The sequence below is a fragment of the Photobacterium alginatilyticum genome, assembly GCF_009910675.1.
In the GTDB taxonomy this organism is placed as follows: domain Bacteria; phylum Pseudomonadota; class Gammaproteobacteria; order Enterobacterales; family Vibrionaceae; genus Photobacterium; species Photobacterium alginatilyticum.
On sequence record NZ_RSEJ01000017.1, the window covers coordinates 81,951 to 96,370 of the forward strand.

At 48.2% G+C, this 14,420-nt stretch carries 15 protein-coding genes; 10 read left to right on the top strand and 5 right to left on the bottom strand.

Annotated elements, in window-relative coordinates:
• Positions 1-136 precede the first annotated feature (136 nt).
• From EIZ48_RS16155 to EIZ48_RS16180, 6 genes are all read left to right on the top strand, one after another.
• On the top strand, positions 137-484 hold the full coding sequence (locus EIZ48_RS16155; protein WP_160653467.1) for a MaoP family protein: 348 nt from the start codon (positions 137-139) through the stop codon (positions 482-484).
• A gap of 135 nt (positions 485-619) precedes the next feature.
• Positions 620-1,648, top strand: a complete 1,029-nt coding sequence (gene gshB, locus EIZ48_RS16160; RefSeq protein WP_160653470.1) for a glutathione synthase — start codon at positions 620-622, stop codon at positions 1,646-1,648.
• Positions 1,632-3,614, top strand: a complete 1,983-nt coding sequence (locus EIZ48_RS16165; RefSeq protein ID WP_160653473.1) for a flavohemoglobin expression-modulating QEGLA motif protein — start codon at positions 1,632-1,634, stop codon at positions 3,612-3,614. The genes gshB and EIZ48_RS16165 overlap by 17 nt, the downstream gene beginning before the upstream one ends.
• A 208-nt stretch (positions 3,615-3,822) precedes the next feature.
• A complete protein-coding gene (locus EIZ48_RS16170; protein ID WP_160653475.1) occupies positions 3,823-4,188 on the top strand; it encodes a hypothetical protein in 366 nt (121 codons plus the stop codon).
• A gap of 64 nt (positions 4,189-4,252) precedes the next feature.
• Positions 4,253-6,355: a protein-disulfide reductase DsbD family protein gene (locus tag EIZ48_RS16175; protein WP_192928599.1), complete on the top strand. Its 2,103-nt coding sequence runs from the start codon at positions 4,253-4,255 to the stop codon at positions 6,353-6,355.
• Positions 6,356-6,358: 3 nt separating this feature from the next.
• The gene (locus EIZ48_RS16180) at positions 6,359-6,898 is read left to right on the top strand and encodes a protein disulfide oxidoreductase (protein WP_160653478.1); all 540 of its coding nucleotides are present in this window, start codon (positions 6,359-6,361) and stop codon (positions 6,896-6,898) included.
• Between the two features lie 96 nt (positions 6,899-6,994).
• On the opposite strand, the gene EIZ48_RS16185 is transcribed toward EIZ48_RS16180, so the two are convergent.
• A complete protein-coding gene (locus EIZ48_RS16185) occupies positions 6,995-7,516 on the bottom strand; it encodes an aminoacyl-tRNA deacylase (protein ID WP_160653481.1) in 522 nt (173 codons plus the stop codon).
• Positions 7,517-7,612: 96 nt separating this feature from the next.
• Positions 7,613-8,140, bottom strand: a complete 528-nt coding sequence (locus tag EIZ48_RS16190; RefSeq protein ID WP_338046925.1) for an NlpC/P60 family protein — start codon at positions 8,138-8,140, stop codon at positions 7,613-7,615.
• Positions 8,141-8,344: 204 nt separating this feature from the next.
• On the opposite strand from EIZ48_RS16190, the gene EIZ48_RS16195 reads away from it, so the two are divergent.
• A complete protein-coding gene (locus EIZ48_RS16195) occupies positions 8,345-8,827 on the top strand; it encodes a GNAT family N-acetyltransferase (protein ID WP_160653484.1) in 483 nt (160 codons plus the stop codon).
• Positions 8,828-9,291: 464 nt separating this feature from the next.
• A complete protein-coding gene (locus EIZ48_RS16200) occupies positions 9,292-10,047 on the top strand; it encodes a 1-acylglycerol-3-phosphate O-acyltransferase (protein ID WP_075767725.1) in 756 nt (251 codons plus the stop codon).
• A 76-nt stretch (positions 10,048-10,123) separates the two neighbouring features.
• Here EIZ48_RS16200 and EIZ48_RS16205 read toward each other — a convergent pair whose 3' ends face one another.
• The 3 genes from EIZ48_RS16205 to EIZ48_RS16215 form a co-directional block, all read right to left on the bottom strand.
• Positions 10,124-10,969, bottom strand: a complete 846-nt coding sequence (locus EIZ48_RS16205) for an alpha/beta hydrolase (protein ID WP_160653487.1) — start codon at positions 10,967-10,969, stop codon at positions 10,124-10,126.
• A gap of 65 nt (positions 10,970-11,034) precedes the next feature.
• Positions 11,035-11,625, bottom strand: a complete 591-nt coding sequence (locus EIZ48_RS16210; RefSeq protein WP_160653490.1) for a TetR/AcrR family transcriptional regulator — start codon at positions 11,623-11,625, stop codon at positions 11,035-11,037.
• A gap of 531 nt (positions 11,626-12,156) precedes the next feature.
• A complete protein-coding gene (locus tag EIZ48_RS16215; protein ID WP_160653492.1) occupies positions 12,157-12,510 on the bottom strand; it encodes a DUF2750 domain-containing protein in 354 nt (117 codons plus the stop codon).
• Between the two features lie 256 nt (positions 12,511-12,766).
• Between EIZ48_RS16215 and EIZ48_RS16220 the strand changes: the two genes are divergently transcribed.
• A complete protein-coding gene (locus tag EIZ48_RS16220) occupies positions 12,767-13,363 on the top strand; it encodes a class I SAM-dependent methyltransferase (protein ID WP_160653495.1) in 597 nt (198 codons plus the stop codon).
• A 123-nt stretch (positions 13,364-13,486) separates the two neighbouring features.
• Complete coding sequence (rarD, locus tag EIZ48_RS16225; protein ID WP_160653498.1) at positions 13,487-14,398, top strand: EamA family transporter RarD; 912 nt, start codon at positions 13,487-13,489, stop codon at positions 14,396-14,398.
• Positions 14,399-14,420: the final 22 nt, after the last annotated feature.

Below are 14,420 nucleotides of genomic sequence, written 5' to 3' on the forward strand. Positions count from 1 at the left end.
AGACAAACGGCTATAGTACACCTTCGCTTCCTATTATTTTAATCAAATATTTTTATCGTCACGACGAAAATACTTTGTTTTACAACTTCAGCTTACTGCACGACTATCAGCGAAAATCTCATCAGGAAGCAATAATATGAGAAGTGAAGGCAAATTTTACGACGATAAAAATTTCCCACGCGGCTTCAACCGATCTGGTGTTTTCACTATCAGCGAAGCAGCATTATTACTAGATTATGGCCGAACCATGAAAGGGCTGACAGAAGGTACTCTTGAAGCCATAAGCGAGCCCGAACGTCAGTTTCTCGCTGAAATCCAAGGGCAACTCGAAGTGCAGTCTGACTTTGCGAAGTGCTGGCTCAAATATACCAGTAAAACAACCCAGAAAGTAAGAAGCTATACCTTATGTGTTTCCCAACGAAAACAATACAACCAGCACGATGATGATAACGAGAGCGACATCGAGAACGACCTCGACTACTGATGCTCTTCTAATAAAGTAACCGAACACCGGTTGCTCACCACCCGAACACTAAATATCGATTAAGCCATCCACACTGTGCGATGGCTTGGTCCCTTACTGCCTGTTTTCCATAACAGTTCACTTGGTAATACTTGTATGAAAATTTGTTTTGTAATGTATCCGTGGGAAAGAGTAGAAGCTGAAACAGATTCTACTCTTCGCCTTATTCATGAAGCGGCTAGCCGTGGTCATACGGTTGCGATTACCACCCCAAATAACCTGACGATGCGTCATAGTACCGCAATTGCGTTCTGCAAAGTCTTAAAAAAGGGTGAGGTATCAAACAATATTCCGAGTTTTTACCGTCGGGCTGAGTTTCGCAAAGCACAGCTGCCACTGGCAGGCTTTGACGTGATATTTATGCGTGCCAACCCACCGCTGGACACCATGGCGCTGAACTTTCTCGACTCGGTGCGCGATGACACCTTCATCGTAAACGATATCGACGGATTGCGTGTCGCCAACAACAAGCTTTATACCACCTCGCTGCCGGATCCGAATAACGAGTTTATTCCAGTTACTCACGTTTCAAAGAACCGTGAGTACCTAGAGCGAGTCCTGGACGAAAGCCCTAACGAGCGAATGATTATGAAACCTCTCAACGGGTATGGCGGCAAGGGGGTCATTCTGGTTGAGAAAAGCGCGAAATCCAGCGTGAAGTCTCTGCTCGATTTCTACATCGGCGAAGACAAAAACTACGTCATTCTCCAGGACTATATCGAGGGTGCCGAAGAAGGTGATGTGCGCATCATGATGCTCAATGGCGAGCCTATCGGTGCCATGCGCCGGGTACCGGCAACGGGAGATGTGCGCTCTAACATCCATGCTGGCGGCAAAGAGGTCAAACATACACTGAGCAAACAGGAATTGCGGCTTTGTAAGCATATCGGCCCCAAACTGGTTCGTGACGGCCTGTATTTTGTCGGCCTTGATGTCATCAAAGGCAGACTGGTCGAGGTGAATGTACTGAGTCCGGGCGGGATCACCCGTATCAACCGCCTGAACCGGACCAAGTTGCAACGCGAGGTGATCGACTTTGTAGAAAGCGTGGTCGCCGCCAAAGAAGTTAGTATTGCCAGAAAAAATGAATACCGCCAGGTGATTGCTGATGCTGCAACTTACTGAAGCTGAAGTACTGCTAAAGATCCGACAGCGTATTCCTTTTGAAGCACGGCTTAGCGACGGTAGCCTGGTTATCCGGATCAGTGAGTATCAGCCTTATATTGCGACTGCGATTCATCACGGTCATCGCCTTCGCGGTGACCTTGCAGGCAAATGCAACCTGAGCGAAGCAGAGCGGTACTATGAAGAAGACCCCTATACCGGTGACTTTATCTCCTCACTGCCGATTGTGCTGCAGGGAGAAGACTCCCGGTACGAGTATGATCTTAACCGCCCGATCGAGAGCTGCATCTATGAGACGGCCTGGGGTAAATCAGTCTGGTCGGACAGCATAACCGACGATGAGCGTGCCGTGTCTATCAGCAAGCACCAATGTTATTACCGCATACTGGGGTGCTTGGTCGATTCTCTCGAGAGTCAGTTTGGCCTGTGTTTGCTGTATGATATTCATTCGTACAACTACCAGCGCATTGAACAGGTGACACCGGTGTTTAACCTTGGCACCAGCCAACTTAACAAGCGTAAGTGGCGTAAAGAAATTGATCACCTGCTTGGACTTCTTAATGATGTCGAGCTGCCAAACATTGAAGTGAATGCCGAAGCAAATTCAGTATTCAAAGGCCAAGGCTATCAGGCAGCTTTTATAAAGGAGAATTATGCCAACACGCTGATTTTGCCCATCGAGGTCAAGAAAGTTTTCATGAATGAAATAAGCAGCGATGCGTTCCCGCTGGTTATCGAGAAGCTCAAAGAAGCCATGAAGACGGTGATCACCGAGCATGCAGCGGCAACATTACAGCGTCGAACTAAAGTCAAGCGTCTAACTGGCAGTCATGTATTGTCCTCACGGTTACCGCGCGAGGTGATCAAACTTGACAGGCAGCTGTTTACGTTAGCCAGGGGTATCAATACACTGAGCTATATCAACCCGACTAACCTAAAACAGGAAAAGCGGCGGTTTCTTCATCGGCCACATGACTACCAGCCAGAGTTTACCTATCGGCAGCTTGATATTGATCCCTATAAGTTCAGGGAGCAATTATATCGGTTGCCGGTAGATGAGATCCGCGATGCCGATATCCAAAAGATGTATCGCCGGGTTATTGACCAGCTGGCGGTCAGGATAGATCTGCTGACCAGCATCGGCCATGAGGAGTTCTTGTATAACTCACTGAAATATTATGGCCAGCCAGATCAGCAGGATATTGCCAATGCGAACTTTATTCTCCATGCCAGAGAGTATCAGGTGCAAGAGAGTCCCTGCATCAGCGCGTCCGACGCGATTGGCATGTTCAAAACGGCAGCGGAAGAGTATGGGATCTCGTGCAAGATTGTCGGTTCAAAGCAATTAATTGCACGGGCTATGGTGAGCGGGCGAAACATCAAGGTCAACATGAGCTGCCAGTTCTCTCCAACCGATCTTAATGCACTGATCCATCACGAGCTCGGTGTCCATATGGTGACCAGCGTCAATGCCGATAAACAACCGCTGAAGGTACTCAAACTCGGGCTGCCGGGTAACACCCATACGCAGGAGGGACTGGCTATCTTGTGCGAGCACCTGTCGGGCAACTTCCCGTTGCACCGACTCAAAACACTCGCGTTGCGGGTGGTAGCCGTAGATAAAATGGTACGAGGCGAGAGCTTTAACGAAACATACAACAGTCTGGTGACAGAGCACGGCTTAAGTTCGGGTGATGCATTCACTATCACGGCAAGAGCCTACCGGGGAGGCGGTTTTACCAAAGATTACCTCTACCTGAAAGGACTCAGAGATGCGCTGGCCTATTATCGGCAGGGAGACTTGACCTCATTATTTGTCGGCAAAACAGGATTTGAGTTCAAGCCTCTGCTAGACGAGCTAATCACCCGGGAGATATTACAGAGGCCGGATTATCTTCCCAAGGCACTGACACAGGTTGATAACAACGATCCAGTTATCAACTTTATGCTCAACAGCATTAAGTGAGTACCCGCAAACTCATACGCAGCAACGGTTTGGTAACCGTTGCTGCGTATACCTAACTCGCGACAACTACCTATTCAGCCCATACACACCGCACTATGGGTTTCTGATCCCAACTTGCAGTCAGGCAGTAAAACAAAGAAAATGTGCCTGAATCGAAACTATGACCAACTTGTACGGTCATAGGTTCATTGCAGCGCAGGGGATCTATATGGGTCGCAAGGTAAGTCGTCACCAAAGTGCTAAGTGGTCATTATGGTTAGTATTACTGGTTGTCTTTGTCTGTTCCGGACAAAACACCGGGATGGTTTCCTCGTGCCCGCTTTATACCCAGACAAACCTGGACTCTCACCATGATTTGGAGACTTCCTCCCACGCCGTAGAAAAGAAGTGTGATTTAACCGACCATCTGCTCCAGCTTCACCAGCAATCGCTGGATCATGCCCTGATCAGCATTGGAATTCTGTTGCTGCTGATAACAATGTGTATCGGTAATCCATTTCGCGTTCCGCTGCTGACTGAACCTATAACGCCCTCCAGGCGACGGCACCTTACCCTGTGTGTATTCCGAGAATAACGCCGATCTCCCGTCGACATTCGTCGCTAAAAATTGGATATCAGATTTATTTGGAGTACATACATTGAAAAAACAGCTTTCTTCTCTACTCGCGTCTATAGCACTGCTTGCCACGCTAATAGCATCATTACTGCCCCTTTCGGCACAGGCCGTCGAATACAATACCGGCTGGCTTTCGAACCCGCAGCACCCGCCCGTAGAAGTCAGATACATGCTAACGGGACAAAGCGACCCACAGGCAAGCACCGTCGAGGCCTTGCTTGAAGTCAGGCTCGACACCGGCTGGAAAACCTACTGGCGAAGCCCCGGCGAAGGCGGCGTCGCACCCAGCATCGACTGGGATCTGTCCAACAACCTCGAAAACGTAGACTGGCATTGGCCGATGCCAAAACGCTACGAGTTTCTCGGTGTCGAAACGCTCGGTTACAAAGAGCACATCGTGTTTCCAATGACACTCCATGTCGAGGATATGAGCAAACCTGTCTTTCTGTCAGGCAAGCTCACCATGTCATCATGTACCAACATCTGTGTGCTAACTGATTATGAGCTAACGCTGGACTTCACCCCGTCCAAGCTAAGTGCCTCCCAGGAAGCTATGCACCTATATAATCAGGGCATGAGCCAGGTGCCTAAACAATCAAGCGTCATTTCACTGGATCAAATCTCCTGGGATGCCGGCAGCCGGACCCTGTCTGTTGTCGCCACCAACTCGCAGGGATGGCAACAGCCGGACGTATTTATCGACGGTAGCTCACAGCAGGCCATGGACTCGTCATTTCGTACCCCTTCAATCCGTATTGACGGCAATCAGCTCATTGCCCAGCTGGAAGTCACCAGCTGGTTTGGTACACCGGACCTGCTCAATCAGACATTGAATGCGACCATCAGTGACAATGACATCGCCGTAGAGATCCCCGGCCTCGTCACAGATTTGCCGATCCCTGTAAACAGCAGCGCAAGCCTGCTCGAAGTTATTGCCATTGCATTGCTGGGCGGACTTATTCTCAATGTCATGCCTTGTGTCCTTCCGGTACTCGGCATGAAACTCAGCACTGTGATTTCAGCCAAGACACTTCAACAGCGTCAAATCCGTACTCAGTTTCTTGCATCGGCAGCCGGTATTCTTGTCTCCTTCTGGCTGCTCGCCGGCTTTCTGATCGTATTGAAACTCTCGGGCCAGACGCTGGGCTGGGGAGTGCAATTCCAGAGTCCCTACTTCATTGCGGCAATGGTACTGATCACTGGCTTGTTTGCGGCCAACATGTTCAGCCTGTTCGAAATCCGCCTGTCCAGCAATACCAATACCTGGCTAGCCTCACGCGGTGACAGCTCCTATGCCGGTCACTTCATTCAGGGCATGTTTGCCACCTTGCTGGCCACGCCCTGCAGCGCCCCGTTCCTGGGTACTGCCGTGGCATTTGCGCTCGGCGCCGATATCATTACGCTGATCGCAATATTTACCGCACTAGCTATCGGTATGGCGGCTCCCTGGCTGGTTATTGCCGCTTTCCCGACAGTTGCCAGACTACTGCCTAAACCCGGCCCGTGGATGAACAAACTGAAAACCCTGTTCGGCTTTATGATGCTGGCAACCAGCCTGTGGCTGCTTAGCCTGATGGCTAATTTCTTTAGTCTCTGGCTAGTCTCTGGTATCGGTGTCGTACTCGTTATTGCTCTGCTGTGGCGGCTGGGCAACGTCAAAGGCCGCAAACCTGTTATTCTGACCCTCGCATTTCTGCTCTTTGGTACTGCTGGCAGCTTGATCCTGGGCAGTGTGACCGCCGACCAATGGGCCAAGCCTCTTCGTGCGGATCATGCCTGGCAGCCATTAGACACCAAGCAAATTGCGCAGGCGGTCAATCAGGGGAAAACAGTATTTGTCGATGTGACCGCCGACTGGTGTATAACCTGCAAAGCCAATAAAGTTGGTGTTTTGCTGCAGGATCCTGTCTACTCCGAACTCGATGAAGATAACATCGTTCTAATGCGTGGTGACTGGACCAGGCCGTCTGATTACGTCACAGGCTACCTTCAGTCCAACGGACGTTTCGGTGTACCGTTCAATATTGTCTATGGCCCAAGTGCACCACAGGGGATCCCGCTACCGGTTATTTTAAGCAGCGAAGAAGTCATACAGGCGATAAAATCCGCTGGCGGACAGGAGTAATTAATGGACGAGCAACGAACATCGCCTCATAAGCCAGCAAAGAAAACACGGGAGGCCAGACACTGGCTAAAAGAAGCCGTGTTGGTCATTACTATGTTTGTCGCCTTCAGCACCTTGATGGACTACTGGCGAAGCCAGGATATGCCGGAAGGAAACATTCCTCAGCTTGTTACCCAAACGACTCAGGGCGAGGACATCGACCTGATTACCTTAAGCCATGAGAAACCTGTGATGGTCTATTTTTGGGCAACATGGTGTCCGGCATGTAAGTTTGTCACCCCGACCGTTGACTGGATGAACGATTATTTCGAGGTCATCACCATTGCCCTGTCATCCGGTGACAATAGACGGCTCAATGCCTTCATTGAAAGCCATGACTATTCGTTCAGGGTGATCAATGACAACCGCAGCGAGCTGGGACGCGAATGGGGAATAACGGCCACTCCGACAGTCGTCGTCATCAAGGAAGGTAAAATCACTTCTGCCACCACCGGTTTCAGCACACCACCAGGGCTATGGCTCAGAATGTTGCTTAACCAATAAGCGACACAATAACACCCGCGAGATTGATCAATCTCGCGGGTGTTTTCCTATTCACAACACGTACACTATCTTGTCAGCCAGCTAACAGCTTAATGATTATTCCCAATCCCAGCCTCTTCGGCTCTCCTGTTCTTGAGAAAACATCATTCGATATCCACTGATATTTTCGTGCGGAATATCATGCATAACTTTATGGAACTGCTTGTTATCCAAATGGATCAAATTTTCATGATCCCCAGACTCGATGTAGAGTTCATCTTGCTCAAGCAATAGGTCATCTACCAACATATTTACCTTGTAAGCTTGTCCTAATGAAGGGACAGCCCCAGGATCGCAATCCTGAAAGATCTGAGGTAGTTCGTGCTCGCCGATCAAGAAATACTGTTTACCCATCATCCGGCCAATCTTGTCAATCATCACCCGTCGGTTAGACGGAACAACTGCCATCAGGTATTCACCATTTTGGTCCTTGAGCATGACAGCTTTCGCCACCTGCGAAGTCGGGACATGCGCAGAGATAGCAGAACTGAAAGATGTGTCGGTATGACGGTGTTGGGTAAGGCTAAAATCCACATTATGACTATTGAGGAATTGCCCTACTGTAATTGCCATGGCCATAATCACCTCCAGGAAATAATTCCTACAGCAAAAGTATGGGAGGCGTTGGCCGTTTTTGCGAGAACACGGGCTCACTTTTACGTGTAAAAACGCTTATTAGTAAATCGCAACCCTTCGCACCTGCCAAAAAGTGCGGCGCCAATAAGGATTAGCCAGGCTTGAAATCATCACCCCCTGCGACGTGGATGCATGAAGAAACTCGGCATTACCGAGATATATCCCGACATGCCTCAGGCGTCGGCCTGTTTTAAAAAATACCAGGTCACCTTCTTTCGCATCAGCCAACGGGATCCACCGCCCCATTCTCACCTGCTCCCCTGTCGTTCTCGGCAGTATCTTGTTAAACACATCATAATAACCCACCTGAACAAAGGCCGAGCAGTCTATCCCGCGCCGGCTCTTTCCACCCAAGCGATAGGGGGTTCCCTTCCAGCTTTCGTACACCCGGTTAAAGGTCGGGGCAGGAGACGTAACAGTTTCAGGTACTGCACGCACCTGAGGACGTTCCAGCGTACCGGCATTGACAGTCTCAGCGGGCTCCCTTTCCACCACAGAATTAGAGCTACAACCGGAGAACACAACCAGTGACAAAATAACAATCAAAAAATAAGAATAAATATTCACAGCGCAATGTTATTAGATACTGCCGATATCTGACGGAAAGCCTGCGAAATATCCCGCAACTTTCCGTTGTAATCAGCATTTATTAGTTTCACTATAGGTTATACCATTCCACAGTTTTGAACAGAGGCCCTACCGAATCCTGACATTAATTGTTATAAAAACCGCCAACTTGACCTCCAGCCATAACAGGGAAGATGTAGTTCCATGAATATTTATCCACTCAGAGCATTTATCAGTGATGATATCCACGCGGTTGCCAAAATCTATCACCAGGCAGCGTCTGTGCTTGGGCAGCAACATTACTCCCCTGAACAAGTTTCAATCTGGGCCGACTACCCTCAAGCACACTTTGATGAATTTGAAGCACTCGTCTCCCAAGGGCATACTTTGGTTGCGGTTGACAGCCGCAACCAGCCGATTGCTTTTGGCCAGCTTCATCCTGTAAACCACCTTACCCTGCTCTATGTCCTGCCCGAGTATTCGCGCCAGGGGTTGGGAAAACAGCTATACACTGCCCTTGAAGCGATAGCCTCGGCAAATGAGCAAACCAGCCTGAGCGTAACAGCAAGCAAAGTGTCAATAGGCCTATTTGAACAACTCGGGTTCGAGCTGATAGAAAAAGAAGTGTCGCTCAGAAATAACGTACCTTTCGAGCGCTATAACATGGTAAAAGTACTCAAGTCGTAAACGGCAGATAAAAAAAGAGGCGAAGCTCATGGCTCGCCTCAAAAACTCCACACAACAGAAGAGATTTCGCACAGCAGACCCAGCAATTTCAGACAGGACTGGTTATACCGTGCCAAAACCACGCTCTTTATCTCTTGAATTATAAAGAGTTTCCAGCACTTTCTTGACTCATATTACCCCATGCGATTGACTTCACACCTTGTCTGCTTATTTACATCCATTTGTCTGCTTTTATGCGCTTTTAAGTGTTAATTAACGATAAAACTATCACCTAAAATTGCGAGCTTAATACGCTTCAGACAAAAATATATTTGAAATAAAAATGTTCTCTAAGCATGTCTGAATCATTTATCTTTTGTCTGAATTCCTGTATTTTTTGTAGATCTGTTTCTAAAGCTCCTCTGACCTCTTCTGTGTAATCTCAACAGCGTCAGACAGAGTACTAACAATACAAAGGAGTGATTGTGCTTTCTGTTATCCGCCTGTTTTTAGGGGCGATCTTCATCATTTGTACCACGCTTTTTGCTTTGGTTTACTGCTTGCTGAGTCCACGTGATCCTAAACACGTACACTTTTTCTGCCGCGGGTTCGATCAACTCCATAAACTGGTTGGGGTTGAGCTGATTAAGCGAGGCAAAGAAAATGTCGCTCAGATTGGAAACAGTGTCTATATCTCTAACCACCAGAATATTTTCGACTTTGTTACTTCTCCGGGAATGCTTGAGCCGAGAACTGTCTCAATCGGCAAGAAAAGCCTGTTGTGGATCCCGTTCTTCGGCCAGCTCTACTGGATCACAGGTAACATACTGCTCGACCGAGAGAACAAGTCGAAAGCACGAAGCACGATTCAACAGGTTGCCGAGGCTATCCACAGCCGTAACCTGTCTGTTTGGATGTACCCTGAAGGGACACGAAGCAAAGGACGCGGACTGTTACCCTTTAAAACAGGTGCTTTCCGCATGGCCATTGAGGCCGGGGTGCCGATTGTGCCGATGTGCGTCAGCTCAACCCACAACAAAATTTCACTGAATCGACGTGATAACGGTATCGTTATTACCGAAATGCTTGAGCCCATTGATGTCTCGCAATATGAAATGAAAGATGCCCGTAAGCTGGCTGATCACTGTCATCAGATTATGGAGAAGAAGATTGCCGAGCTGGACGCCGAGGTGGCCCGTTTGGAGCTCGCCCGCGAACAGGTAGAAGTAAAACCAAGCTAAGCTATTTATCTACCTAAAAACAATAAAAAAAGAGCATCACAGATGCTCTTTTTTTATAGGAAACGAGTGAATGTCTCTAGCTAACCAGTGAGTCAAACGCCTGACGTAGCGGATCACTGTTTAGGATCCGTCCATGCCCCAACCCCTCTGTAGCCAGCAGCTTCACATGATCATATCGCTCCGCCTGCTTGGAGTGTGCAAACGAAGCAAAACGATCGGCCTTGTCATGAACGATCACCGCCGAACCAAGGCGGGCCTTCAGTCTTTCTAGCGGATCTATCGAGTCCAGCGCATATTGATATGTGTCGGCGATTTCACCGACAACCTCATCAAATAGCTTCATCGAATAGCCAGAACGCCTAACAGTGCTGACGAGGTTTTCTGTATAGTTGAGCACCGGTGCCACCAGCAGTACTGGCTTTCCCTCCAGCAATGCATGGCGGCTCTCCAGAACCATTGCCCCGCCCATGCTGTGTGCGATAACGCCAGCAATGCTGGCTTGCTGATCCAGCACTCCGTCAAACGCTTTCACAAAACCAGGCAGATGCCCGTAACGGCCTTCACTCTCACCATGGGCCGGATTATCAAATGCCAGTGCGGTATAACCCGCCGCGGCAATATGCTCCATCAGAGAGAAAAACTGGCTTGATGAGCCTGACCAGCCATGGCCGAGGATCCAGGTCGGCCCTTCACCCAGCTGATAAGTCATGATCTTACCTTCAGAGGTGTCAATCTGGCGTCGAATCAACCCGGTTGGTTCTTCAATATGGCGCTTGCTCCGATCCGGCGTCAACAGCAAATTCTTCGCGACTTTTCTGGCGTGGCCCGGGGCGATAGTGTGATGCAGACGTGTTGTCAGGTTAATCATACCTCTACGAAGGTCAAAGCCTTTGCCCTGCCTAAAATATATCTTGCTGCTCATTGAGCCTCCAAAAAGTACGGTCGTGCTTTTTTAGTTCAAACAAAAACACATCATAACTGTGATTATTACACTCGCCACTCGTTCAGTAACTCTTCAATACCAAGCCAGAACCGCTGGTGTTCATCGGTTTCCAGCGACAAGGAACGAAACAAATGACTGCTCAGATAGACGCCATAGAGACGGTATACAAATTGCCAGGTATCAAGCTCCGGTTTTAGCTCACCGTTTTGCTTCGCTTTGTCTACCTGTCGGCATAAATAGTCCAGCCAACGACGGGTGATAACCGCCAGGGTCTGACGAACAGGGCTGTCAGCATCACTACTGTCTCTCCAGGCATCAAGAAACATGCAACTACCCTGAAAAGACTGATTCCACTCTAGCCAGTTCTGCAGCAATAACCGCAGCTTCTTTTCTATGGTCTCAGGCTCAGCAACCCGTGCCGGCTGAATAACCCGCTCAGTAAAATACTCACCGGTATATTCCAGCACCGCAATCTGTAGGTTCTCTTTCGAGTTAAAATGAGAAAAGAGGCCGCTTTTCGACATCCCTGATGCTTTCGCCAACTGACCTATTGTCAGACTGTCCAATCCGTCTTTACTGGCCAAGCTAAAAGCGGTTTGTAAAATGTGGTCTCGAGTAACGCGGCCTTTGCTCATTTTCTTCTCAATAACTAGCGTTTTATCCTTTTTAGCACGATCGTACTTTTTAATGCAATGTATATTTTGTTCTTCTACCCTCGTCCATTTACCGTGTCAGTAAACGTCTGCCGTTAACGTTCAGCAAATCTGAACAGACTGTCAATCATAATAGGGCAATCCCCTACCTGATGAACGACATCTTCTGCCTGCTTCAAAGAGTCATAGCTACACGGAATTCCATAAGTGTCAGTAATAGGGTAATCATTTCCCTCAGAGTCTCTGAAGTTAATACTCCAGCCAGCACTTAGAAAATCATGCACTATACGAGCTTCAACGAGCGTATGCTCTGCCATCATTTGGCGACATTCAGAAAGCACCATAACAACACCCTCATGTTTGATGACTCTCTGTAAATATAGATGATATCTCTACCAGTAATAATCCCAATCTGTAACTATATTGCGCTCGCGCAAATACAACAAAGCCGTATCAATAAGATACGGCTTTTCAATGATGCACAATGGAGCCTGATGCTACATCACAAATGCATTACAGGTAGAGCTTGGCTACATCTGAAGGCTCTTGTTCGGCACCTTCCAGCTCGGCATTCCAGTTCAATCCAACCAGCACGCCATCTTCCGCCAAAGTGATCATCCAGTCCTCGACAAAAACATCCAATGGGATCATTGTGGCAGTAAACTCTTCCCACTCGTCAGCACAATGAAGTTTTGCATCTTCTTCGTTCGACCAAAAAGGCATTACTTCAGAGTCTTCAAACTCACTAGATGCAACAGATAGCCAGTCACCTTCTTCGTTACAAAGCCCCCAAACTACCTGGGTCTCTTTCGTTTCGGCAACAAATAGCGCGCAGTTCGCTTGAATATCTGCGGTTAGCTTAGTCATTCTATTCTCTCTTATCATTGGCCTGGTGGCTTACAGTCACGTCAAACGCATAATACAAGTTATTATCAAGCGCCTGATGTCCACTAATAATACCAAACTTATAACCACTCGCGTGATTAAAATCTTATCAATACAGGCATTACGGGCAGCTAGATCATATCCGGTCATCTATATTCTAATAATTGGGCGAATATCGATGTTCGCAATCGTTAGACTTTACTCGTCAGTGTAATTCGGAGTCGAAGAGGGTATGGGCATGGCAACTGTTGATTGGCTGGATTACCTAAGTAACCAAAAGCTGTTACCCCCTCGTGCTCACCTTATCGAAGCTCACCAGTTTTTGGGCAATGCCACCAAAGACCGGATAGCTGTTGACTGCGGCTGCGGAACAGGGCGAGATACGCTTTATCTGCTGGAACAAGATTATCAGGTCTATGCTTTTGATATTAACATAAAAAGTCTGGAAGCCCTGTCAGAGCACCCACTGGCCGCTTCAGCCCCTGCCCTGGATGTTCAGCTAAGCAGTTTTTCAGACTATGAATTTCCCCGTACCCACCTGATCAATGCCAGTGCCTGCCTGTTTTTTTGCTCCCGTAACGAGTTTTACCAATTGTGGCCGAACATACAGCAAAGCCTGTACAGCGGCGGTGTATTCTGCGGACATTTTCTCGGTGTTGACGGTAACTGCAACCATGAAGATCTACCGGTGCTGACCCATAGCAAAAACGAGCTAGAGCAGCTATTCTCATCCTTCTACGTCGTTTCATGGAAAGAGAAGCAAGAGTACTCAGCCCAGCTCACCGGCGAGCGGCGAGCCTGGCTTGTCCATACCATTATTGCGATGAAGAAATAATTTTACCGCAATCCATTTCACTAAGTTATTTGTCATATAAATTACTTTATTCAACGCAGTTTCAGTGACAAAATAGCCCTGATTTCTTCTTTTCTCTGTCCTTGATACCGTTGGAACATCTGTATGCGATCTCACCGTGCCGGAAATGCGTTAGCTGCTTTTTCATTTGTACTCTGGGGCATCTTGCCGCTGTATTACCAATTTCTTCCTCAGGCTAATATTGATGAACTACTTGCCATGAGGATCATTTTCTCGGTACCAGTTATGCTGATTGTCATAGCCATTCTGAGACGCCCCTTTCCTTCCCTGCATACAATATGGGCAGATAAGCGTTCGTTGGTTGCCACGACCATTGCCGCAGCAATCATGTGTATATCATGGTATGCATTCACCTGGGCCATTACCCATGACCAGGTCCTTGCCGCAAGCCTGGGTTTCTTCATCAATCCATTGTTTGCCATCGCACTCGGCGTCCTTTTTCTCAAAGAGCGATTGTCACATGCTCAGTCAGCCGCGGTCGTCCTGGCTATCGCCGGAATTGGCTACCAAGTCTGGCACTACGGTGAACTGCCGTGGATTTCATTAATCATGGGGAGCTTTTTTGCCCTATACGGCTTATGTAAAAAATACATTCGCTATGATGCTCTGACTTCCGTTACGCTTGAAGCAGCTATCCTCGCCCCATTCGCCTTGTGCTTTATCATCGCCCAGGGCATATCCGGCAATAGCGTAGCCCTGTTATCAGGCTTATCGACACTGTTTCTATATATCGGATCGGCTCCTGTCACACTGGCACCACTGATTTTCTTTGCCTTGGCTATCAACCGTACCAGCCTAACGATGGTCGGTTTAATGCAGTACATAGAGCCAACGCTACAGTTTCTGCTTGCCGTATTCCTGTTCGGAGAGGTTTTTGATGAGGTCAAAGCCATTAGCTTTAGCCTGATTTGGCTCGGTTTGTTTCTGTGCACGCTAGAAGCTTTACAAGGTATCTATAAAAATAAGTATGTTCATGCCGAGCAATCCGGCGTATAACGACTGCGCTAGCCTTATAGCC